The following is a 19,999-nucleotide window of genomic DNA, read 5'->3' as shown; positions in this document are numbered from 1 at the left end:
CATTAATGGAAGGCGAGCAGGGCGATCGGCATGCTGAGAATGAGTCTGGATATGGTGGTGCTGCGGTTGCATGAGGAGCGGCTCGAGCTGCTCCTCGAGACCCGCGATCGCCCCCCCTTTGCCCACTGCTGGCAACTGCCGGCGCTGCGCATCGACGAGACCCGGGATCGGGATCTGGATGCCGCCCAGCGCCGTCTGCTGGCGGAGTGGGGGCTCGGTCACTGCTACAGCGAGCAGGTCTGCACCCTCGGCAACCTGGAGCGGGATCCCCGCGGCTGGTCCACGACCCTGGTCTATCTCTGTCTGGTCGATCCGGAAGTGGAGGCGATCCACGGTTGCTGGCATCCGCTCGCCAACCTGCCGGGGCTGAGTCTCGCCTTTGACCATGCCCAGCTCATCGCCAAGGGGTTGGAGCGGCTGCGGATCAAGAGCCGTTACAGCACCCTGCCGCTACAACTGCTGGGGCCCGAGTTCACCCTCTCCGAGGTGCAGCGCGCCTTCGAAATCATCCTGCAAACACCCATGAATACGGCGGCATTTCGCAAGCGGATCCATCGCGCCGACATTCTGGTTGATACCGGCCGCAAGCGTACCGGCAAACAGCGCCCCGCCATTCTCTATCGGCTGGAGAGTCCCTGCTGCGTGATGTTCGATCAGGTGATGCATGGAGCGGAAGCATGAGTGAGACCAGCGTTCACAAGGTGCTGGTGAGTGCCTGCTTGCTGGGTCAGCCGGTGCGTTACGACGGTCAGAGCAAGGGGATCGTCAGCGACTGGCTGAGTGAGCTGGGTGCCGAGGGGCGGGTGCTGGCCTTCTGCCCCGAAGTGGCGGGCGGTCTGCCGACCCCACGCCCCCCTGCCGAACGGCAGGGCGAGCGGGTAGTGACGGCGAGCGGGCTGGATGTGACTGCCGAGTTCGACCGTGGCGCCGAGCTGGCGCTGGAAATCTGTCAGACGCAGGGCATTCGCTTCGCCCTTCTGAAAGAGGGGAGCCCCTCATGTGGCAGCGGCCGTATCTATAACGGCCGCTTTGAAGGTGTTTCTGTGGCGGGCGAGGGCAAGACCACCGCCCTGCTGCGCCGCCACGGGATTGCTGTCTTTTCCGAAGATCAGTTGGCCGAGTTGGCTTCTGCGCTCTCTTTGGATTCCTCCCCGGATTTGGCGGCAACCGGCAGCGGCGCCTGACCGCTCTGCCACCCCTCCAGCACCTCGTCCTTCTCCTGCCAGCGCTGGTTTAGCCACTCCTGAAAACCGCGCTTGAACTGCTTGTCGTTGAAGTAATCTCCTATCAGCTGCTCATTCACCGGCAGCTCCTCAATCCGCACCTGAATGCGTTTTACCCGCCCCATCAGGAAGTCCTTGAACGGGGTCTCGGCGTTGTCCGGATAGCGGATGGTGACGTTGATCAGGCTGTCGAACTGTTCGCCCATGGCGGCCAGTGTGAAGGCCAGCCCCGCCGCCTTGGGCGGCATCAGGTGACGATAGCGGGAGCGGGCCGCATCCCGTTTCTGCTCGGTGAAGCGGGTTCCTTCCACGAAGTTGATGACGGTAGTGGGGATGTGGCGAAACTTCTCGCAGGCGTTGCGGGTGGTCTCGATATCCTTGCCGCGCAGGTGCGGGTTCTTCAGCAAAAACTCCCGTGAGTAGCGGCGCATAAAGGGCATATCGAGCCCCCAGCAGGCGAGCCCCAGCAGCGGGATGTAGATGAGCTCGTGCTTCATGAAGAACTTGGGCACCGGCAGCCTATCCCGGAACAGGTGGCCGAGCACCACGATATCGGTCCAGCTCATGTGGTTGCTGATGATGAGATACCAGCCATCCTTGCGCAGCTTGGTATTGTCCTCCACCTGCCAGTCAATACGGGTGGTGAGGCGGATCACCAGCGCATTGCAGGCCAGCCACAGACGCATGAATCGGTTGTTGAGGCGACTGCAGGCGCGACCAAAGGCCGGGATCGGCAGCAGCAGTTTGGCCAGCGACACCAGCAGGATCAGACTGGCGCACAAGGCGGTGAAAAGGATGGTCAGGCCCGCGCTGATGATCAGCACCAGCGGGCCGGGAAGCAGGGATAGCATGAGTGTTTACTGCGCCTTGGTTGCCAGCAGTTGGCTCAGGGTCTGGTCCTTTTCGTGCCAGATCCCGTTCAACCACTGTTGAAACTCTTGTTGGAACTCGGGGTCATTGAAGTAATCCCCCACCAGCTTGCGGTCGATCGGCAAATAGCGGACCTGAACCTTGATTTGCCCGACCCGGCCACACATGAAGTCCCAGTAGCTGGGGATGCCGTCCGGATAGGCGATGGTGACATCCACCAGTTGATGCAACTGGTCACCCATGGCTGCCAGGGTAAAGGCGATGCCGCCTGCTTTCGGTTGGAGCAGGTGACGATAGGGCGAACCCTGCTTCTGATGTTTGCCCTTGGTGAAGCGGGTGCCTTCGACGAAGTTCATCACACTCACCGGAATGTGGCGGAACCTGGCACAGGCCTTACGGGTTGTTTCTATGTCTTTTCCCTTCAGATGGGGATGCTTTTCCAGAAATTTCCTGGAATATCGCCGCATGAAGGGGAAGTCGAGCGCCCACCATGCCAGGCCGAGAAAAGGTACCCAAATAAGCTCTTTCTTGAGGAAAAACTTCAGGAAGGGGATTTTTTGGTTAAAAACCCGCTGCAATACCAGTATGTCGACCCAGGATTGATGGTTGGCAATCACCATATACCACTCATTCCGGCGCCCTTTGTCCACTCCGACCACCTCGAAAGGGGTTTTGATGATGGTTTTCTGGATCAGATTGTTGAAACCGATCCAGCAGCTGGCACAGCCATCGAGCAGCCAGTTGCAGAGGGTGCGCCACCCCTTGAGGGGGAGCAGGAGCTTGAGCAGACCCAGCGAGAAGATGGGGACAAACCAGAAGAGGGTGTTGAAAAAATAGAGCAGGGTGGAGAGACTGCCGCGCAGTCGCTCTGTCAGCTTGTTGGGCATGAGTCGGGTCCGTCTTGCTGTCGATAAAGGGCCATCAAGTGGTCAGATCTGTGGCCATAATATCAGCCGATTGCCTGCGAGACCATTCAGAGCCTTTACGGGGTTGGACTCACCCTTTCCCTTCTGTCAGCTGCTGCGCAGTCGCGACAGCAGCCTGTCCATGGCGCGATAACCGAGCGCCTCGATAAGATGCTCCTTGCCGATGGCGGGTTGCCCGGCCAGATCGGCGATGGTGCGTGACACCCGCAGGATGCGATGCCAGGCCCGGATGCTGAGCCCCAGCTTCTGGATGGCGTTCTCCAAAAATTCGGCATCTTGCGGTGATAAGCGGCAAATATTCTCTATCTCACGGCTATCCAGCAGGTTGTTGAGCTTGCCGTTACGGCTCAGCATGCGCTCTCGCGCCGCCAGTACCCGATCGCGGATCTGCTGACTAGACTCCCCCCGCTCCGCCTTGCCGGTCAGGCTCCCCTTGGGTAGCAGTGGCACTTCCACAGTCAGATCGAAGCGGTCGAGAAAGGGGCCGGAGAGCTTGCCGAGGTAGCGCAAGATCTGATCCGGGCTGGAGCGGGTCTGGCCGTCGCCATAGTGGCCGCAGGGGCTGGGGTTCATGGCGCCCACCAGCTGAAAGCGGGCGGGAAAATCCACCTGACGGGCGGCCCGGCTGATGGTGATGTGGCCTGTCTCCAGCGGCTCGCGCAGGGAGTCGAGCACCTTGCGCTCGAACTCGGGCAGCTCGTCGAGAAACAGCACCCCGTTGTGGGCCAACGAAATTTCGCCGGGCCGCGGGTGGCTGCCACCGCCCACCAGCGCCACTGCCGAGGCACTGTGGTGCGGCGTGCGGTATGGCCTGTGGTGCCAGTGACCGGCGCGCGGGGTGAGGCCACCGATGGAGTGGATGGCGGCGGTCTGCTGCGCCTCTTGCTCGCTGAGCGGCGGCAGAATGCCGGGCAATCGGCTCGCCAACATGCTCTTGCCGGTGCCGGGCGGGCCGATGAACAGCAGGTTGTGGCTGCCGGCGGCGGCGATCTCCAGTGCCCGCTTGGCCTGTGACTGGCCGATCACATCCTGCAGGTCCGGCACATCGGGCAGGCTCTCCGCGTTTTGGGGATCCGGCAGCGGCAGCTCGTATTGGCCTGCCAGCCAGGCGGTGACGGCCAGCAGTTGGTGGGCGGTGCGCACCTCGGCATCCTGAATGAGAGAGGCTTCGGGGCCGTTCTCTCGCGGCACCAGCAGGGTGCGCCCCGCATCCCGGCAGGCGAGCACGGCGGGCAGCACCCCGAGCACAGGGCGGATCTCTCCGGTCAGGGCCAATTCCCCTAAAAATTCGTGATCGAGCAGATATTTTGCAGGTATCTGCTTGGAAGCGGCAAGAATACCGATGGCGATGGCCAGATCAAAGCGGCCTCCCTCCTTGGGCAGATCGGCGGGGGCCAGATTGACCGTGGTATACTGCTCTTGGTAGAGAACTAAAGGCGGTGCCATGACCATTGCATACTCATACATAAGATTCAGTACAGCCGCTCAACAAGAGGGTGACAGCCTAAACAGGCAGATTGCAGCCAGTCGAGACTGGTGCAAGCAGCGTGGGATCGAGCTATCAGATAAGACATACAGGGATCTCGGTGTCAGTGCATATCGAGATAAGAAGCGGGTGGATCTTGCTGCCATGTTGCAAGCGGTGGAGCTTGGCACTATCAAGGCTGGTGATTACATCATCCTTGAAAACCTCGACCGCTTGAGCCGTCAGGGCATCGATAAGACACAAGAGATCATCAAATCAATCCTTCGCCACGGTGTGAACATCGTATCTCTTCAAGATGGCTTAGAGCTGGATAGTTCCAGCGTAAATGACTTGGTATCGGTCATTAGGATCGCACTCAGTGCAGATCTAGCACACAAGGAAAGTGTCAAGAAATCCGAACGGGTGAGTGCTGCAAAGCAGGCTCAGCGGGAGCAAGCAAAGCAGGGTAAGGCAATCAACAAGCGGTTGCCTTACTGGCTTGAGAGAAATGATGACGGTTACCAGTTCAATGATGGCGTTGATGCTGTCAGTTTGATGATCCAGCTTCGGACAGATGGCCTAGGGTTCCATAAGATTGCCATGGCCCTAAATGCTTCTGAATTCAAACCACGCTGGGCTGACCATTGGTCTGATACTACGATCCGGAACATCCTCAGTAGTCCCGCCCTTTATGGTCGTTACCAGTTCAGAGATGGTGACGGAGTTGATGATTACTATCCGGCGCTGGTCTCCTATACAGAGTTTAAAGCCTTCCAGAGCACGTACACGGCCTCAGCTGGTGGACAGGAACACCATAACCATCTGTTCGGTCTGGTGCGCTGTGGGGCCTGTGGTGGGGCTATGAGCAAGAAGGTGAGTAAGCGCAAGGTTGCTGGAGAATGGAAACGTTATAAGGGATGGATTTGCACTAAAACGCTGTCCGGTGCATGTGCTCAGAAATCGCCAATGATGGATCTGGATACATTGGTCATTAAGGCTGTGAAGCGTTTAAAGGTATCCGACTCCAAGAAGATCAGCCGTGAGGCAAACCAACTGGATCAGGAGATTGATACCAAGAAGGCACGATTGGACGAGATTACACAGGCTCTGGTGTCTGGTAATGGTTCGGTCAGTGTCCTGAGTGCTGCTGCAAGCACCGTGGAGAGAGAGTTAAAGGCTCTGCTGGCTCAGCGTAAGGATTCTGTCAGGACGTCTCATAGTGAGATTCAGACACTCTATGGCCTACGTGATGACCCTAAGTTGTTCAACGTTGCATTGAGGCGGGTAGTTGACCGGATAACGGTATCACATAAGGGATCGTCTACTTGGCATGTAGCCATCCACCAGCGAAACGGGCACCTGATTTCGGTTGCTGCATTCCGCAAAAGTCAGCGGAGTCCTTGGCAATATCTCTTTGGCAATACTGCGGAGATTGCGGCGATTGGATCGAAGAGTGGATTGGAAGAATGGGAGGTTGAGTCATATTGAATGACTAAGGTTCAGAACTATTGATATGTTATTGACAAAGTTGTTTCAATAGTTCTGGAGCCTTGTCAAACCATGACCATTTATTATGGTCGCGTATATTCATCAAAATTTAAAAGTGGTTTCAAAGAGATTTCAAGTATCTACTAATCCAGTTTTCTTGACGAACTAATCTTGTTTTAAGTGCTGTATCTTCATCTATTTCAACTATTGGTTGATAACCATGGCATTTATAAGTGAATGGAGAGAAATTATAGTAATTAAAACCTTCTTTTCGGATTGTTTTATTTTGCATGTTCTCTAAGTATTCACAATAAAAAACCCCATTGCTCGTTAGCACGAATAGTTTTGGCCATGTTCTGTACACTTCGGCAGCATAAAAAAATCTAGGTTTGCTCATGGTAACACTCATCTTAGTTTGTTATTTTATAATAACCGCCACATTCGCGAAAGTATGTTCGATGTACATCATGCGAAGTCACATTAGTTTTCGCTAAGATTGATTTCATGTCTCTTTCAGCCTTTTTGTTTATTTGCATTACAGCGTAGTCAGACATGTCATGAAAGTATTTTAGATGGTCTATCCAGCCCTGCCGATCACTGTAATCGAGCGTGGATGCACCATAGGTAAATGCAATGCATCGTTGAGCCTGTGCAATGGGGACATTCTTCGCATTTTTGCGACGTTGCATTTCAGACTTTTCTGATATCTGAGAGGTGTCAAATTGACTGGCATCGAGAGCCGATACTACAGGAAAGACGGTGGGAACATTCGCGATTACATTCGAAGAAAGTAAAAATACGAGGGAGGGAAGAATTATTTTTTTTATCATGTTTAATCCAAAAAAATAAAAATGCGATAGTACTACTATTATCAAAAGTGATATAAAAGTCAATGGATATTGCAACACATGATAAGAACTAAAGTGAAACAATTATCTTATCGAAATTCAAATAGGTACATATTAAGTTCATCTTATTTTTAGGCTAATGCTAATCGCCTTGATGTACCGGTACAGGGTAGCCACTCCCACGCCTGCCGCCTTCGCTGCATCTTCCTTGCTCACGCCCTTCTCAATGAGCCCCAGTGCTTTCTCACACTTCGCCACGGTCTCCGGCGACTGCTTACGCCCAGTGAACTTGCCCGCCGCCTTAGCCTTCTCTATGCCCTCTGCTGCGCGTCTACGCCGATCCTCGTAGTCCTTCCGTGCGGTGGTTGCCAGTATCTCCAACAGCATGTTGTTCACATGGTGAAGGATGTCAGATACCAATCCGGTGTTGCTGGTTAGCACCAGATGACTTGTTGGCAGGTCGATGGACACTAGATGGATTTTCTTGTCTTCAATGGTGCGCTTGAGGGTTCGCCAGTCTTCCGCAGTGAGACGGGTCAGACGGTCGATTTGTTCGACTAACAGAACGTCCCCAGCTTCAGCCTGTTCAAGTAGACGGCTTAGCTCAGGGCGATTGAGAGTGGCACCAGATACGTTCTCGATGAAGGTTGCCGTTATGGTATGGCCCACACTGGCGGCAAACTGATTGATGGCTTCAAGTGCGCGGGATGCGTCTTGGTGGTAGGTGGATGCTCTCAGATAGGCAAGGATCTTCATTGTCTCTCACATAGGTTTTATCTTGTGAAGTAAATGATAACCCTATCACATGTGTCTCATCAATAGTCTAATGATAGATTTCTATCACATGACTGGTGGCTCTCGTTTGGGGATAGTCTAATGATAGGGTGTGTGTGCCCTTGGATCTGGGCAATCGCTAGGTATCGTTTAAGTTTTGGTATGCAGTAGGGATTACTTCTGGTCAATAGATGAGCAGGCTTGCTGTCTGGGAGTTGCTGGGCCTCTGTCCCAACTAGGATCGATTACGTGGTCTGCATTTGGTCTAGACCGATTCGGGATTGATTCCTAAGTGGGGGTCGAATGCCCCCCCCGTTGAGTTGATTAGTGTGTTAACCGTTTGAATCTAGTCTGTAGGCGAAATGTACGTGGATAGGAATTTTTCTACGGCGGAATGCGGCTCTCAGGCCGATCCATGGTTTGCAAGTATTGAGGCCAGCGACTTTGCTGCACAGGTGCGGACATCATCTAGGCTAAGGTCATTGAACCGACTATCAACTATCCCATCAAACGATTTGTAGGCATCAATCGCCTTGGCTCGTGGGCTAATGCTCTCGGTGTACTGCCCTCGTGACTTGGCAAGCATTAAGTAATCTGCGGCATCTTCTACCGTCAGGCCGCATTTGAATGCAGTCATACAGATCTTGAATGCGCCATTGTGTCGATTACCTGCACCCAATCCGGCAATGATTGCATCAACGGCCTTGTCGCAATATGCCCGAGCTCTGTGCTCGTTGTATGAGCCACTCTGAGAGGCTATACGGCGCTGCTCCATCAATCGCTGCTCGTTCGCTGCTATCGCATCAAACTCTGCTTGCCATCGCTTCAGAGACAACGTAGACGGCTTAGGATTGAACGTGGCATCAGGATCGTAAGAGAGGTAGGTCAGGCGGTTGAAGTTGCACGTAGACTTATCAAGTTCTTGCTCTGGCGCTCCCAGATTCACAAACAGTTTGAAAATCTTTTTGTAGCAGTATTGATACCATTCAGGTTCCTGCTTTCGATAGTCAGTCATCAGTCCCACCTTCAGACCACCAGACGGACTGATAAAGGTAAATGCGATGTACGATGCTACTCGGCTGTTCAGTATCAGCTGACGTAGTTCTTCAGCTACTGTTTGTCCAATGTTATCCACGTCCATGACCATAATCCCGTTGTGAGCCATTGCCTTGTCTTGGGCCACACCACCAGTCAGGTCTTCGTATTCGCCCATAAGCATTGCAGGTAGCTCGCCCTTGATTGCGTCTGCTTCCTTCTTGCGGCCCTTTGCTCGGAGTTGTCGAATGGATTCAATGTGCGTATCCAAACCAAGTCCACCAGCACGAATGCAGTTGATGACCGTTTCAAGGTCGTGGATGGATAGGTCAGTTGCGTGTTTATGTTTCTTCAAGGTGATTTTCACGGTGTTATCTCGTAAGTTATTGTTCTTAAATGGCAATCAAAAAAACGTGAAAAACTTGAGGGAGTTTTATTTGCTTAAGGTCTTTAGCAAATGGTTTTCCCTCAGAAACTTCACGTTTTTGGTAGTCGCTAGATGGATGGTTAGATACCTAGCATGGATAGGCCATTGACCTGTTGCTTGATGGTCTTCGTCTTGGTATCAGCAATGGTTTTCTTGGTGTGCCCAGTTGCATGACAGAATGCTTCAGTGGTGTGCCCTGCCCCAGTGATTACCTTTTCCCGAACCCTGAATCGGTTGTGTTCTGCACTGCTCAACGGCACATCCCATCCAACACGAGGGTCAGGTAACGTCCACGTTCCATGGTCATCAATCACAAACCCAGTCAGGAACCGGAACAGGTTTAACCTCATTCGCTTCTGCTCATCGGTGTGCCATTCCCATTCGCGACTTGCAGGCATCAACTGTTCCCAGAAAGCACTAGCCACCTGTTCGAGCACTTCACTACTGATCCGTGTACTGGTGAGCTGCTTCTTGAACTCGGCCACTACAGCGGTGGTGGTGTCTCTCATCGTGATATCCCGAACGGTGACCATCATCCATTTCCTGCCCCGAGCATTAACCTTTGAGTAGACCTGCCAGCAATCACCACGGACACCAGTGTTTTGTATGGCTACCCACTCTCGATGCCACTCGATTGCCGATTCTAGAGGCCCCTCAAACTTCGCAGGGTCGTGTGTAGCGGTCAGACTCACGATTAACGGGTGATCGGACTGCTCAATACTGTACGGCAATCCATGTTCTTCTATTGCTCTCAGGAGCGCCTTCCGAGAGATGTTCTTCAGTGCTTTGAGCTCTTCGACTTCAGTTAGTGACAGTGCCTCGCACTGATACCCGTAGTCGTTCAGCTGGTGGATTATCTGCACTCCAAAGTATCCACGGGGACTGTGCTCAGCCATCAGGCTGTAGAGGTTCGCCTTGTCTCGGTACACTGGATCCTGCCATTTGCACTTGTCAGCTAAGACGCTCTCAGAATGCGAGATCGTCCTTCTACCGCCCTCGTGGACGTGGATCAGTTGGTCGCCTTCAATCACCAGTTGATCGGTGCCTTCGCCAGTAATCAACCAGTGAGTTGCCTGCTTACGGGCTCGCCCTTGTTGCTGGAAGACCAGCCCCGCATCACACTGAGTGGAAATAACATGGAAGTCGTCATTGAAGTTGATACCTTCGGCAAGACAGTTAGTAGCAATAACTACCTGATACCCACCAGCAACAACAGATGAGTGCTCAATCATCTTTTCGTAGGCAATCATCGCGGGGCTACCATCCTTAGAAATCGTCTCGCTGGTCATCACGATGGCCGTAATACCCTTGTCCTCTAGATGGCGGCAAATTGCATTCGACTTTTCAGTAGAGTTGACGAATACCAAAGCGGGTTTATCTTCGCTAGAAATTGCACCAACAATGGTTGCAACAATGTATCTGGTGTTCTGGGCAATCACACTATTAGTCTCAATCTGAACGACGTTCAGATTTCGTTTAAACGAGCCTTCGATAGTAGTAATAGTGGTCGGTCTTACGGGCAGAAGGTCAACATTACACGTTGCTGAGTACAAGTAGACGGGAATGTTATTGGATGCTTCTTTGATAGTTTCAATCAATGCTTCAACGGGTGCCCGAAATCCACCTGAGTAGAGAATCTGACATTCGTCTACGTGCATCTCTCTAATACGTTTCAGGTCGAGTTTGTCCAGCTTCTCTATCTGCTCAAAAGTTAGATTATATCTACCATCACGTCGTGCAGACGCTCGCTCTTGCTGTAGGATTGCCTTGACGGGGAACACCACGGCACCGTTGTTATTGTTGGCGCTTGTGGTCATGTGGTAGGTCTTGCCGACGCCAGTTGCAGCCTGAATGAGGTGTATGCCAGTCTCTTTGGGGAGGTGGTCTGCTACGTCACTTAATCGCTGACCTTCTGCCAGTTTTATTATTTTCTCTAATGCCATTAATCATTGCTCTATTCTCCATAATAAAGTTGCTCACAAGTTGATAGGATTTACTTAGCTGCTTTGATTAGCTGCCCAAGTCGTTCATTGATTGCACCATTCGATGGGGTTCGGATGGCGTGTTTAACTCTGAAGTGATTTAACTTTTGCTTTGTTGTACTCAGTGCAATCGCGGCAAGAGTAGTTCCGTATTTCTCGATAAGGGATTTGGTGTGAAGTTCTTCTCTATTCATATGATACCTTAATAGTTGATAATACTGGTGGTATAAATCACAGGCAAAAAGAAGGCTGCTAAAAAATAGCAGCCAGCTTTTCGAGCAATCTGTATGACACCAGATAAGACAATCTTACCATAGATAACGGGGTTATAAACTTGACTTATTAAAAAAGTTGTGGGCATCGCCCACTGTAAACCGTCAGTTTGTTACTATAATACTTATAGAGGAAGAGTGACGTGTTTACTATAGAGAGTCCCTATCCCTTCGGGATATGTGGATTATTTTTTTGTATAAAAAATTTTAAATAAAAAATAATAATATATTTTATTTATTTTTTGATTTGCATAAATCACATGCTTTCCCACTAAAGTAAGTTAACTGTGATGTGTTTGCTCGGGAACTCGAAATTGCCGTTGAGCAGGGCGCTGCGCACCCGATCTCGCGACTCCTTCACCGAGGTTTCCGGCAGGCCGACCATGTTGAAGGCGGGCAGGCCGTTGGAGAGGTGAACTTCCACTGTAACTTGCGGGGCCGCGATCCCGAGGCTGGCACGGCTATAAACCACAGCTAATGACATAAATCCCGTCCTTGAGTTGATATATGTTCTGACTAACTGCTTGTTGTTGGTTTTTTATTCCAGAGTTCCGGCTGAGGAATAGCCAAAATCAGTGGGTTGTCACAGAAAAAAGGCTTGCCCAATAAAAATCACCGTGCTAGTTCTAATAGCCATTCGCGGTAGAAACCGCCCCAATTTCACAGGATTTCCGGTTGTAACTATGAACATGGCCTCCCGTTTCGTCAGCATTATTGTGGTCCTAGTGGTGATTATTATCTCACCGCTCGGGGCTCGTTTAGCTGCACGGAACAAGGGATAGACCCACCACCGGACAGAACGAAACAAGCGACCCCCGAGCCTCACAGCTCGGGGGTTTTTTTTCGACCAAAGGACAGGATTTTCCACATGAACGGCGCGCAGTTTTTGGTACAGGCTCTCAAGAAACAGGGTGTGACCCAGGTGTTTGGTTACCCGGGCGGTGCCATCATGCCGGTCTACGATGCCCTGTATGACGGTGGTCTGGCCCATCAGCTCTGCCGCCACGAGCAGGGCGCCGCCATGGCGGCGGTGGGCTATGCCCGCGCCTCCGGTCAGGTGGGGGTCTGCATCGCTACCTCCGGCCCCGGCGCCACCAATCTGGTGACCGGTCTGGCGGAGGCGCTGCTCGATTCGGTGCCGCTGGTGGCCATCAGCGGTCAGGTGCCCTGTTCCGCCATCGGTACCGATGCGTTTCAGGAGGTCGACGTGCTCGGCATGTCCCTCTCCTGTACCAAGCACTCCTTTATGGTGACCGATGCCGCCGATCTGGGGCGAGTGCTGGCAGAAGCTTTCGCCATCGCCACCGAAGGTCGCCCCGGCCCTGTGCTGATCGATCTCCCCAAGGATGTGCAACTGGCCGCGGTGCCTGCCCAGAGCCCGCTGTTTGCAGTGGAAGAGCCGGAGGTGCTCAACCCCTCGGATCTGGCCGCGGCCCGCACCCTGCTGGCTGCCGCCGAGCGCCCGGTGCTCTACGTCGGTGGTGGAGTGGGCATGGCCAATGCCGAGCAGCAGTTGCGCGACTTTGCTGCCGCAACCGGCATGCCTGCGGTCACCACCCTCAAGGGGATTGGCGCGCTCGACCCCGATAGCCCCGTTTACCTCGGCATGCTCGGCATGCACGGCACCAAGGCGGCCAACTACGCGGTGCAGCAGTGCGATCTGCTGCTGGTGGTAGGGGCTCGTTTCGATGACAGGGTGACCGGCAAGCTGGAGGAGTTTGCTCCCGAGGCCAAGGTGATCCATCTCGATGTGGATGCTGCCGAGTTCGGCAAGCGCCGCGCCGCCGAGGTGGGTATCCGCACGGATCTCAAACAGGTGCTGCCGCGCCTCGCCATGCCCCTCTCCATCGACCCCTGGCGTGAGCACTGCGCAAACATGGCCCGCGAGTATGCATTTCGCTATGACCATCCGGGTCAGGCCATCTACGCCCCGGCCCTGCTCAAGCAGCTCTCCGCCAGATTGCCGGAGAGCAGCGTGGTGGCCTGCGATGTGGGTCAGCACCAGATGTGGGTGGCCCAGCACATGCGCTTCACCAGCCCGCGCAACCACCTCTCCAGCGCCGGTCTGGGTACCATGGGCTTTGGTTTGCCCGCCGCCATCGGCGCCAAGATGTCGCGCCCGGAGGATGAAGTGGTGCTGGTGAGCGGTGACGGCTCTTTCATGATGAATGTGCAGGAGCTTGGCACCATCCGCCGCGCCCAGCTCAAGGTGAAGATGGTGCTGCTGGATAATCAGCGTCTCGGCATGGTGCGCCAGTGGCAGGAGCTGTTTTTCGACGGCCGCTATAGCGAGACCATCCTCTCCGACAACCCCGATTTCGTCGCCCTGGCTGCCGCTTTCGGCATTCCGGGCGAGACCATCACATGCAAGGAGCAGATAGCCGGCGCCCTCGATCGCCTGCTGACAAGCGAGAGTGCCTACCTGCTGCATGTGGCTATTTCAGAGGAAGAAAACGTCTGGCCCCTGGTTCCGCCGGGAGTCGCCAACCACCAGATGATGGAGCAACGCCCATGAACCCGCACACCCTTGCCCAGCCCGCATTTGCACAACACACCCTGCATATCCACGCCCAGCCCAGACCCGAAGTGATGGAGCGGGTGCTGCGGGTGGTGCGTCACCGCGGTTTCAATCTCTGCGCCCTTAATATGGAGCAGGATTGCCAACAGCTGCGGATCACGGTTACTGTCGAGTCGGTGCGTCCCATCCAGCAGTTGTGGAGCCAGCTGGTGAAGCTGGTGGACGTCTCCCGGGTCGATGCACTGGAACAGCAACCCCGGATCAGAGCTTAAGGAGCCAAGCCAATGTCACAGCCTTCCCAATCAGCCACTCACCCGCAATACATCTGGTTCAACGGCAAACTGGTGCCCTGGCAGGATGCCCAGGTGCACGTGATGAGCCACGCCCTGCACTACGGCTCCTCGGTGTTCGAGGGGGTGCGTGCCTACGATACCCCCAAAGGCACCTGCATTTTCCGTCTGCAGGAGCACACCCGCCGCCTGTTCGACTCCGCCAAGATCTACTGGATGGACGTCCCCTACAGCGAGTCCGACGTGAATGAAGCCTGTCGCACCGTGGTGCGCGAGAACGGCCTGAAGAGCGGCTATCTGCGCCCGCTGGCCTTTGTCGGCAACGTGGGGCTGGGGCTGCATCCGCCGCTGGATGCCAAGGTCGACCTGATGGTGGCGGCCCTGCCGTGGGGCGCCTATCTGGGGGAAGAGGGACTGAAAAACGGGGTGGATGTCTGCGTCACCTCCTGGAACCGGCTCGCCCCCAACACCATTCCCACCGGCGCCAAGGCCGGGGGCAACTATTTGTCATCCCAGCTGATCAGCCGCGAGGCCAAACGCAACGGCTTCGCCGAGGGGCTGGCGCTAGATGTGAACGGTTACCTGAGTGAAGGGGCGGGGGAGAACCTGTTTCTGGTGAAGAATGGCGTGCTGTTCACCCCGCCCGCTACCGCTGCCATCCTGCCCGGCATCACCCGCGACACCATCATGACGCTGGCCCGTGATCTGGGTTACGAGGTGCGCGAGCAGGCACTGCCCCGTGAGGCGCTCTATGTGGCGGACGAGATCTTTATGACCGGCACCGCCGCCGAGGTGACCCCGGTGCGCTCCGTCGATCGAATGAAGGTGGGCGCTGGCAGCCGTGGCCCGGTGACCGAGCAGCTGCAGAATGCCTTCTTCGGCCTGTTCAATGGCCAGACCGAAGACAAGTGGGGCTGGCTGACGCCCGTCAACGACTGATGAGAGAGGGGAGGCGCTGTGCCTCCCCGAGTCGCTTCCGGTGAGAGTTTCCCAGAGGAGCCTTCACCAGGGTCGATTCAGATCCACTCGTATCATCACCGCATAACGCATCGAGCCCATATGGGCATTCAGGGAGTAGAGACAATGCCGAAGTTGAGATCCGCCACCACCACCCACGGACGTAACATGGCCGGGGCCCGCGCCCTGTGGCGTGCCACCGGAATGACCGATCAGGATTTCGGCAAACCCATCATCGCCGTGGTCAACTCCTTCACCCAGTTCGTGCCGGGCCACGTTCACCTCAAGGATCTGGGCCAGCTGGTGGCGCGCGAAATCGAAGCCGCGGGTGGTGTTGCCAAGGAGTTCAACACCATCGCCGTGGATGACGGCATCGCCATGGGCCACGGCGGCATGCTCTACTCCCTGCCATCGCGCGAGCTGATCGCCGATTCGGTGGAGTACATGGTCAACGCCCACTGCGCCGATGCCATGGTCTGCATCTCCAACTGCGACAAGATCACCCCGGGGATGCTGATGGCCGCCCTGCGTATCAATATCCCGGTCATTTTTGTCTCCGGCGGCCCGATGGAAGCGGGCAAGACCAAGCTTTCCGACCAGATCATCAAGCTGGATCTGGTGGATGCCATGATCCAGGGCGCCGATCCCAAGGTGTCGGACGCCCAGAGCGAACAGGTGGAGCGCAGTGCCTGCCCCACCTGTGGCTCCTGCTCCGGCATGTTTACCGCCAACTCCATGAACTGCCTGACCGAGGCGCTCGGCCTCTCCCAGCCGGGCAACGGCTCCATGCTGGCAACCCACGCCGATCGCGAGCAGCTGTTCAAGCTGGCGGGCCAGCGCATCGTGACTTTGGCCAAGCGCTGGTATGAGCAGGATGACGAGACCGCTCTGCCGCGCAACATCGCCACCAAGGCGGCGTTCGAGAATGCCATGGCGCTCGATATCGCCATGGGCGGCTCTACCAATACCGTGCTGCACCTGCTGGCAGCGGCGCAGGAGGCCGGGGTGGACTTCACCATGGCTGATATCGACCGCATGTCCCGCAAAGTGCCTCAGCTCTGCAAGGTGGCGCCCTCCACCCAGAAATATCACATGGAAGATGTACACCGCGCCGGTGGCGTAGTGGCCATTCTGGGCCAGCTGGAGAAAGCGGGTCTGGTGCATGGGGATACCCGTACCGTGCTGGGTTGCTCCCTCGTCGAACAGCTCAATGAGTATGACGTCAGCCGCCAGCCGAGTCAGGAGGTGGTGGACTTCTACCGCGCTGGCCCGGCCGGGATCCGCACCACCAAGGCGTTCAGTCAGGATTGCCGCTGGCCGGAGCTGGATCTGGACCGCGCCGAGGGCTGCATCCGCTCGCTGGAAAATGCCTACAGCCAGGAGGGCGGCCTTGCCGTGCTCTCCGGCAACCTCGCGGTCAACGGTGCCATCGTCAAGACTGCCGGGGTGGATGAGGAGAACCTCACCTTCCGTGGCCCGGCCCGGGTGTTCGAGAGTCAGGAGAGCGCGGTGAGCGGCATCCTCGATGGCACCGTGAAAGCGGGCGAGGTAGTGGTGATCCGCTACGAAGGGCCGAAAGGGGGCCCGGGCATGCAGGAGATGCTCTACCCCACCACTTATCTCAAGTCCATGGGGCTCGGCAAGGCGTGTGCCCTGATCACCGATGGTCGCTTCTCCGGCGGAACTTCGGGTCTCTCCATCGGCCACGTCTCGCCGGAGGCCGCTTCCGGCGGCACCATAGGTCTGGTGGAGGATGGCGACATCATCAGCATCAACATCCCGGCCCGCAGCATGGTGCTGGAGGTGGCCGACAGCGTGCTTGCTACCCGCCGCGTCGCCGTGGAAGCCCGTGGCTGGAAGCCGCTCGATCGTCAGCGTCAGGTCTCCTTTGCCCTGCGCGCCTATGCCATGTTCGCCACCAGCGCCGATAAAGGCGCGGTGCGCGATCGCTCGATGCTGGGGGAATAAATCATGGTCTCTGCGGCGGATTATCTACGCAAGGTGTTGCTCTCCCCCGTCTATGAGGCGGCGCGGGTGACCCCTTTGCAAACCCTGAAGAAACTCTCCGAGCGGCTTGGCAACCACGTCAGCCTGAAGCGGGAGGATCTGCAACCGGTCCACTCCTTCAAGCTGCGCGGCGCCTATCACAAGATTGCCACCCTCACCGAGGAGCAGAAGGCGCGCGGCGTTATCGCCGCCTCTGCGGGCAACCACGCCCAGGGGGTCGCCCTGTCTGCTGCCAAGCTCGGCATCAAGGCGATCATCGTGATGCCCAAGACCACGCCGGATATCAAGATCGACGCAGTGCGCCGGCAGGGCGGCAACGTCATGCTGTTCGGCAACAGTTTCGACGAGGCCTATGGCGAGAGTCGCCGCCTTGCGGAACTGGAGGGGTACACCCTGATCCCGCCGTTTGACGACGTCGAGGTGATCGCGGGGCAGGGCACCATCGGCAAGGAGCTGCTGGAGCAGGATACCCACCTCACCCACGTGTTCGTGCCGGTGGGGGGCGGCGGGTTGGCCGCCGGGGTGGCGGTCTATATCAAGCAACTGCTGCCGGATGTGAAGGTGATCGGGGTGGAGGCTGAAGGCTCCGCCTGCCTCAAGGCCGCGTTGGCGGCCGGCGAGCCGGTCAATCTGGAGCGGGTCTCGCTGTTTGCGGACGGGGTGGCGGTCAAGCGCATCGGCGAGGAGACCTTCCGCCTCTGCAACCAGTATCTGGACGAGGTGGTGACCGTCTCCAACGACCAGATCTGCGCCGCGCTGAAAGACATTTTCGACGACTGCCGCGCCATTGCCGAGCCGTCGGGCGCCCTGTCGTTGGCAGGACTCAAGGCTTACAGCGAGCGGGAGCAAGTCAGGGGTGGCCGGATGGCGGCCATTCTGTCCGGCGCCAACGTCAACTTCCACAGCCTGCGCTACGTGTCGGAGCGCTGCGAGATCGGCGAGAAGCGCGAGGGCATGTTGGCGGTGACCATCCCCGAGCGCAAGGGGGCCTTCCTCGACTTCTGCCGTCAGCTCGGGCCCCGTATGGTGACCGAGTTCAACTACCGCTACGCCGATGCCGAGCAGGCGTCGCTGTTCGTCTCGGTGCGCCTCACTGGCGGTGACGAAGAGCTGGGCCAGATCATCGATCAGCTCGGCGGCAACGGCTACCCGGTGGTCAACATGACCGAGAGCGAGCTGGCCAAGAATCATGTGCGTTACATGATTGGCGGCCGCCCGGCCCGCCCCCTCGGCGAACGTCTCTACAGCTTCAAGTTTCCGGAGCAGCCGGGTGCCCTGATGCGCTTCCTCGAGACCCTCGGCTGTCGCTGGAACATCAGCCTGTTCCACTACCGCAACCACGGTGCCGACTACGGCCGGGTGCTCTGTGCGTTCGAGCTGCCGGACGAGGACGTGGCCGCCTTCCACGACTACCTGCGCGAGATTGGCTACGGCTGGAAAGAGGTGAGCGACGACCCCGCCTACCGGTTGTTTCTGGCCAGTTGAGCAAGGGAGGCTTCAAGGGAGGCGTTATGCCTCCCTTTTCTATTGCTGCGTGCGGATAGGTCCACTCCGTACGACGCAACGTCATGGTTTAACTGGCAAAACAGTGTGAATAGGTACACAGGTGATTTTTACGCCTGATATTGCTGGCAAGCTCACACTCCTGATGGCTTGGTCATTTGAGGCTGCGTTCGGATGGGATACCCTGAATAACGGAGAGGCCGCCTGACGGCTTCACACAGGGAAAGTGCGCACTCAGGCGCCCATAACGACTTATTGCAGAGGCGAAAATATGAATAAATCCATGCTTGCCGTATTGGTCAGTGGCTTGCTGGCGGCCGGAGCCGTGCAGGCCGCCGCTCAGGACAATACCTGGTATGTCGGTGGCAAGGCCGGTTGGTCCAATTACTATGGCGTTGACCACAACCAGTATGCCGAGTCGATTGCCCAGACGTTGGGTAATACCAGCGAGAACACGGATGATCTGGGTCTGGGCCTGTTCGCCGGTTACCAGCTCAACCCCAACCTGGGTTTCGAGCTGGGTTATGACTGGCTTGGCAAATACGACACCACTTCGGGCACTGGCGCCAATATCCTCAATACCGAAGCCAAGAGCCAGATGATTCAGGCCACCATGAAGATCAGCTTCCCGGCAACAAATGTGCTCGATCTTTATGGTCGACTGGGCGGCGCCTATGCCTGGACGGATAGCGAGATCAGCTTCGCCAATACCAGCGAGACCGGTAAAAAGCATGGCGCCGCCTTCGTTGGTGCGCTGGGTGCCGAATACGCCATCGATCGTGACTGGGCTGCCCGTCTGGAGTACCAGTACACCACGCCGCTGGGAGATGCCTCTCTCGATCGCTCCGGCATCGAGATGGATAACGGCCTGATCTCGTTCGGGATGCTCTATCGCTTCGGTCAGCAAGGTGGCGAGGTCGTAGCACCGGCTCCCGCTACGGCCGCCGAACCGGCACCTGTAGCCGTGGTTGAGCCCAAGACCTTCAGTCTGAGTTCCGATGTGCTGTTCGAGTTCAACAAGGCGACCCTGAAACCGGCTGCCAATCAGGCGCTCGATGCCCTGTTCAGCCAGATTGTGGCGGCCAATCCGAAAGATGGCGTCGCAACTGTCATCGGTTATACCGACCGCATCGGTTCCGACAACTACAACCTGGCACTATCCGAGAAGCGGGCCCAGAGTGTGGCCAGCTATCTGGTATCCAAAGGCTTGTATGCCGACAAGGTACGGGTTGAGGGGCGTGGCAAGGCCAATCCGGTCACTGGCAGCAGCTGTGCCAGCCGCTCCAAACAGGAGCTGATCGCCTGTCTGGCACCGGATCGCCGGGTAGAAATCCATCTGGAAGGGGTTTCCCAGCCTGTCCAATAAGCAGAGCGACGGGAGCAATAAATGTAAAAACGGGAGGCTTGGCCTCCC

General features: G+C 56.4%; 16 protein-coding genes and 2 pseudogenes. 9 read left to right on the top strand and 9 right to left on the bottom strand.

Annotation, left to right across the window (positions count from 1 at the left end; all coding sequences use genetic code 11):
• Positions 1–30 precede the first annotated feature (30 nt).
• Positions 31–681 (top strand): NUDIX hydrolase, encoded by a 651-nt coding sequence (locus tag OKB77_RS15915; protein WP_201973365.1) that lies wholly within the window; start codon positions 31–33, stop codon positions 679–681.
• Positions 678–1,184, top strand: a complete 507-nt coding sequence (locus OKB77_RS15910; RefSeq protein WP_265776078.1) for a DUF523 domain-containing protein — start codon at positions 678–680, stop codon at positions 1,182–1,184. Before OKB77_RS15915 ends, OKB77_RS15910 begins: the two co-directional genes overlap by 4 nt.
• Here the strand turns inward: OKB77_RS15910 and OKB77_RS15905 are convergent.
• The 3 genes and pseudogenes from OKB77_RS15905 to OKB77_RS15895 form a co-directional block, all read right to left on the bottom strand.
• Complete coding sequence (locus OKB77_RS15905; RefSeq protein ID WP_265776079.1) at positions 1,109–2,074, bottom strand: acyltransferase; 966 nt, start codon at positions 2,072–2,074, stop codon at positions 1,109–1,111. The two genes, OKB77_RS15910 and OKB77_RS15905, sit on opposite strands and share 76 nt — an antisense overlap.
• Before the next feature lie 6 nt (positions 2,075–2,080).
• Positions 2,081–2,980: an acyltransferase gene (locus OKB77_RS15900; protein ID WP_005356150.1), complete on the bottom strand. Its 900-nt coding sequence runs from the start codon at positions 2,978–2,980 to the stop codon at positions 2,081–2,083.
• A gap of 126 nt (positions 2,981–3,106) precedes the next feature.
• A pseudogene (locus OKB77_RS15895) lies at positions 3,107–4,429 on the bottom strand (YifB family Mg chelatase-like AAA ATPase); the annotation flags it as partial.
• Positions 4,430–4,463: 34 nt separating this feature from the next.
• Between OKB77_RS15895 and OKB77_RS15890 the strand changes: the two are divergent.
• A complete protein-coding gene (locus OKB77_RS15890; protein ID WP_270817960.1) occupies positions 4,464–5,972 on the top strand; it encodes a recombinase family protein in 1,509 nt (502 codons plus the stop codon).
• A 121-nt stretch (positions 5,973–6,093) separates the two neighbouring features.
• On the opposite strand, the gene OKB77_RS15885 is transcribed toward OKB77_RS15890, so the two are convergent.
• The 6 genes and pseudogenes from OKB77_RS15885 to OKB77_RS15860 form a co-directional block, all read right to left on the bottom strand.
• Positions 6,094–6,369, bottom strand: coding sequence for a hypothetical protein (locus tag OKB77_RS15885; RefSeq protein WP_270817959.1), 276 nt, complete (start codon positions 6,367–6,369; stop codon positions 6,094–6,096).
• A 13-nt stretch (positions 6,370–6,382) separates the two neighbouring features.
• On the bottom strand, positions 6,383–6,802 hold the full coding sequence (locus OKB77_RS15880; protein WP_270817958.1) for a hypothetical protein: 420 nt from the start codon (positions 6,800–6,802) through the stop codon (positions 6,383–6,385).
• A 138-nt stretch (positions 6,803–6,940) separates the two neighbouring features.
• Positions 6,941–7,576, bottom strand: coding sequence for a recombinase family protein (locus tag OKB77_RS15875; protein ID WP_270817957.1), 636 nt, complete (start codon positions 7,574–7,576; stop codon positions 6,941–6,943).
• 421 nt (positions 7,577–7,997) lie between these two features.
• Entirely contained in the window at positions 7,998–8,996 is a 999-nt protein-coding gene (locus tag OKB77_RS15870) for a BT4734/BF3469 family protein (protein WP_270817956.1), read from the bottom strand.
• 140 nt (positions 8,997–9,136) lie between these two features.
• Complete coding sequence (locus OKB77_RS15865) at positions 9,137–10,999, bottom strand: helicase-related protein (protein WP_270817955.1); 1,863 nt, start codon at positions 10,997–10,999, stop codon at positions 9,137–9,139.
• Positions 11,000–11,587: 588 nt separating this feature from the next.
• Positions 11,588–11,794, bottom strand: a pseudogene (locus OKB77_RS15860) (magnesium chelatase domain-containing protein); the annotation flags it as partial.
• Positions 11,795–12,178: 384 nt separating this feature from the next.
• Here OKB77_RS15860 and ilvG point away from each other — a divergent pair.
• The 6 genes from ilvG (at position 12,179) to ompA (ending at position 19,951) form a co-directional block, all read left to right on the top strand.
• Positions 12,179–13,825: an acetolactate synthase 2 catalytic subunit gene (gene ilvG, locus OKB77_RS15855; protein WP_127007181.1), complete on the top strand. Its 1,647-nt coding sequence runs from the start codon at positions 12,179–12,181 to the stop codon at positions 13,823–13,825.
• Positions 13,822–14,100, top strand: coding sequence for an acetolactate synthase 2 small subunit (ilvM, locus tag OKB77_RS15850; RefSeq protein WP_005342011.1), 279 nt, complete (start codon positions 13,822–13,824; stop codon positions 14,098–14,100). Before ilvG ends, ilvM begins: the two co-directional genes overlap by 4 nt.
• 12 nt (positions 14,101–14,112) lie before the next feature.
• Positions 14,113–15,057 (top strand): branched-chain amino acid transaminase, encoded by a 945-nt coding sequence (locus OKB77_RS15845; protein ID WP_270817954.1) that lies wholly within the window; start codon positions 14,113–14,115, stop codon positions 15,055–15,057.
• A 144-nt stretch (positions 15,058–15,201) separates the two neighbouring features.
• On the top strand, positions 15,202–17,043 hold the full coding sequence (ilvD, locus tag OKB77_RS15840) for a dihydroxy-acid dehydratase (RefSeq protein WP_270817953.1): 1,842 nt from the start codon (positions 15,202–15,204) through the stop codon (positions 17,041–17,043).
• A 3-nt stretch (positions 17,044–17,046) separates the two neighbouring features.
• Positions 17,047–18,567 carry a threonine ammonia-lyase, biosynthetic gene (gene ilvA / locus OKB77_RS15835; protein WP_042055330.1) on the top strand — a complete coding sequence of 507 codons (1,521 nt, stop codon included), beginning with the start codon at positions 17,047–17,049 and terminating at the stop codon, positions 18,565–18,567.
• A 289-nt stretch (positions 18,568–18,856) separates the two neighbouring features.
• Complete coding sequence (gene ompA, locus OKB77_RS15830; protein ID WP_270817952.1) at positions 18,857–19,951, top strand: porin OmpA; 1,095 nt, start codon at positions 18,857–18,859, stop codon at positions 19,949–19,951.
• The last annotated feature ends 48 nt before the right edge of the window (positions 19,952–19,999 follow it).

This window comes from Aeromonas sp. Y318-3 (genome assembly GCF_027706185.1).
In the GTDB taxonomy this organism is placed as follows: domain Bacteria; phylum Pseudomonadota; class Gammaproteobacteria; order Enterobacterales; family Aeromonadaceae; genus Aeromonas; species Aeromonas veronii.
This window is presented reverse-complemented; position numbering and strand designations above follow the sequence as displayed.

Coding starts and splice junctions, on each gene's coding strand:
- OKB77_RS15915 (WP_201973365.1), top strand. CDS start 31: ATGCTGAGAATGAGTCTGGATATGGTGGTGCTGCGGTTGCATGAGGAG.
- OKB77_RS15910 (WP_265776078.1), top strand. CDS start 678: ATGAGTGAGACCAGCGTTCACAAGGTGCTGGTGAGTGCCTGCTTGCTG.
- OKB77_RS15905 (WP_265776079.1), bottom strand. CDS start 2,074: ATGCTATCCCTGCTTCCCGGCCCGCTGGTGCTGATCATCAGCGCGGGC.
- OKB77_RS15900 (WP_005356150.1), bottom strand. CDS start 2,980: ATGCCCAACAAGCTGACAGAGCGACTGCGCGGCAGTCTCTCCACCCTG.
- OKB77_RS15890 (WP_270817960.1), top strand. CDS start 4,464: ATGACCATTGCATACTCATACATAAGATTCAGTACAGCCGCTCAACAA.
- OKB77_RS15885 (WP_270817959.1), bottom strand. CDS start 6,369: ATGAGCAAACCTAGATTTTTTTATGCTGCCGAAGTGTACAGAACATGG.
- OKB77_RS15880 (WP_270817958.1), bottom strand. CDS start 6,802: ATGATAAAAAAAATAATTCTTCCCTCCCTCGTATTTTTACTTTCTTCG.
- OKB77_RS15875 (WP_270817957.1), bottom strand. CDS start 7,576: ATGAAGATCCTTGCCTATCTGAGAGCATCCACCTACCACCAAGACGCA.
- OKB77_RS15865 (WP_270817955.1), bottom strand. CDS start 10,999: ATGGCATTAGAGAAAATAATAAAACTGGCAGAAGGTCAGCGATTAAGT.
- ilvG (WP_127007181.1), top strand. CDS start 12,179: ATGAACGGCGCGCAGTTTTTGGTACAGGCTCTCAAGAAACAGGGTGTG.
- ilvM (WP_005342011.1), top strand. CDS start 13,822: ATGAACCCGCACACCCTTGCCCAGCCCGCATTTGCACAACACACCCTG.
- OKB77_RS15845 (WP_270817954.1), top strand. CDS start 14,113: ATGTCACAGCCTTCCCAATCAGCCACTCACCCGCAATACATCTGGTTC.
- ilvD (WP_270817953.1), top strand. CDS start 15,202: ATGCCGAAGTTGAGATCCGCCACCACCACCCACGGACGTAACATGGCC.
- ilvA (WP_042055330.1), top strand. CDS start 17,047: ATGGTCTCTGCGGCGGATTATCTACGCAAGGTGTTGCTCTCCCCCGTC.
- ompA (WP_270817952.1), top strand. CDS start 18,857: ATGAATAAATCCATGCTTGCCGTATTGGTCAGTGGCTTGCTGGCGGCC.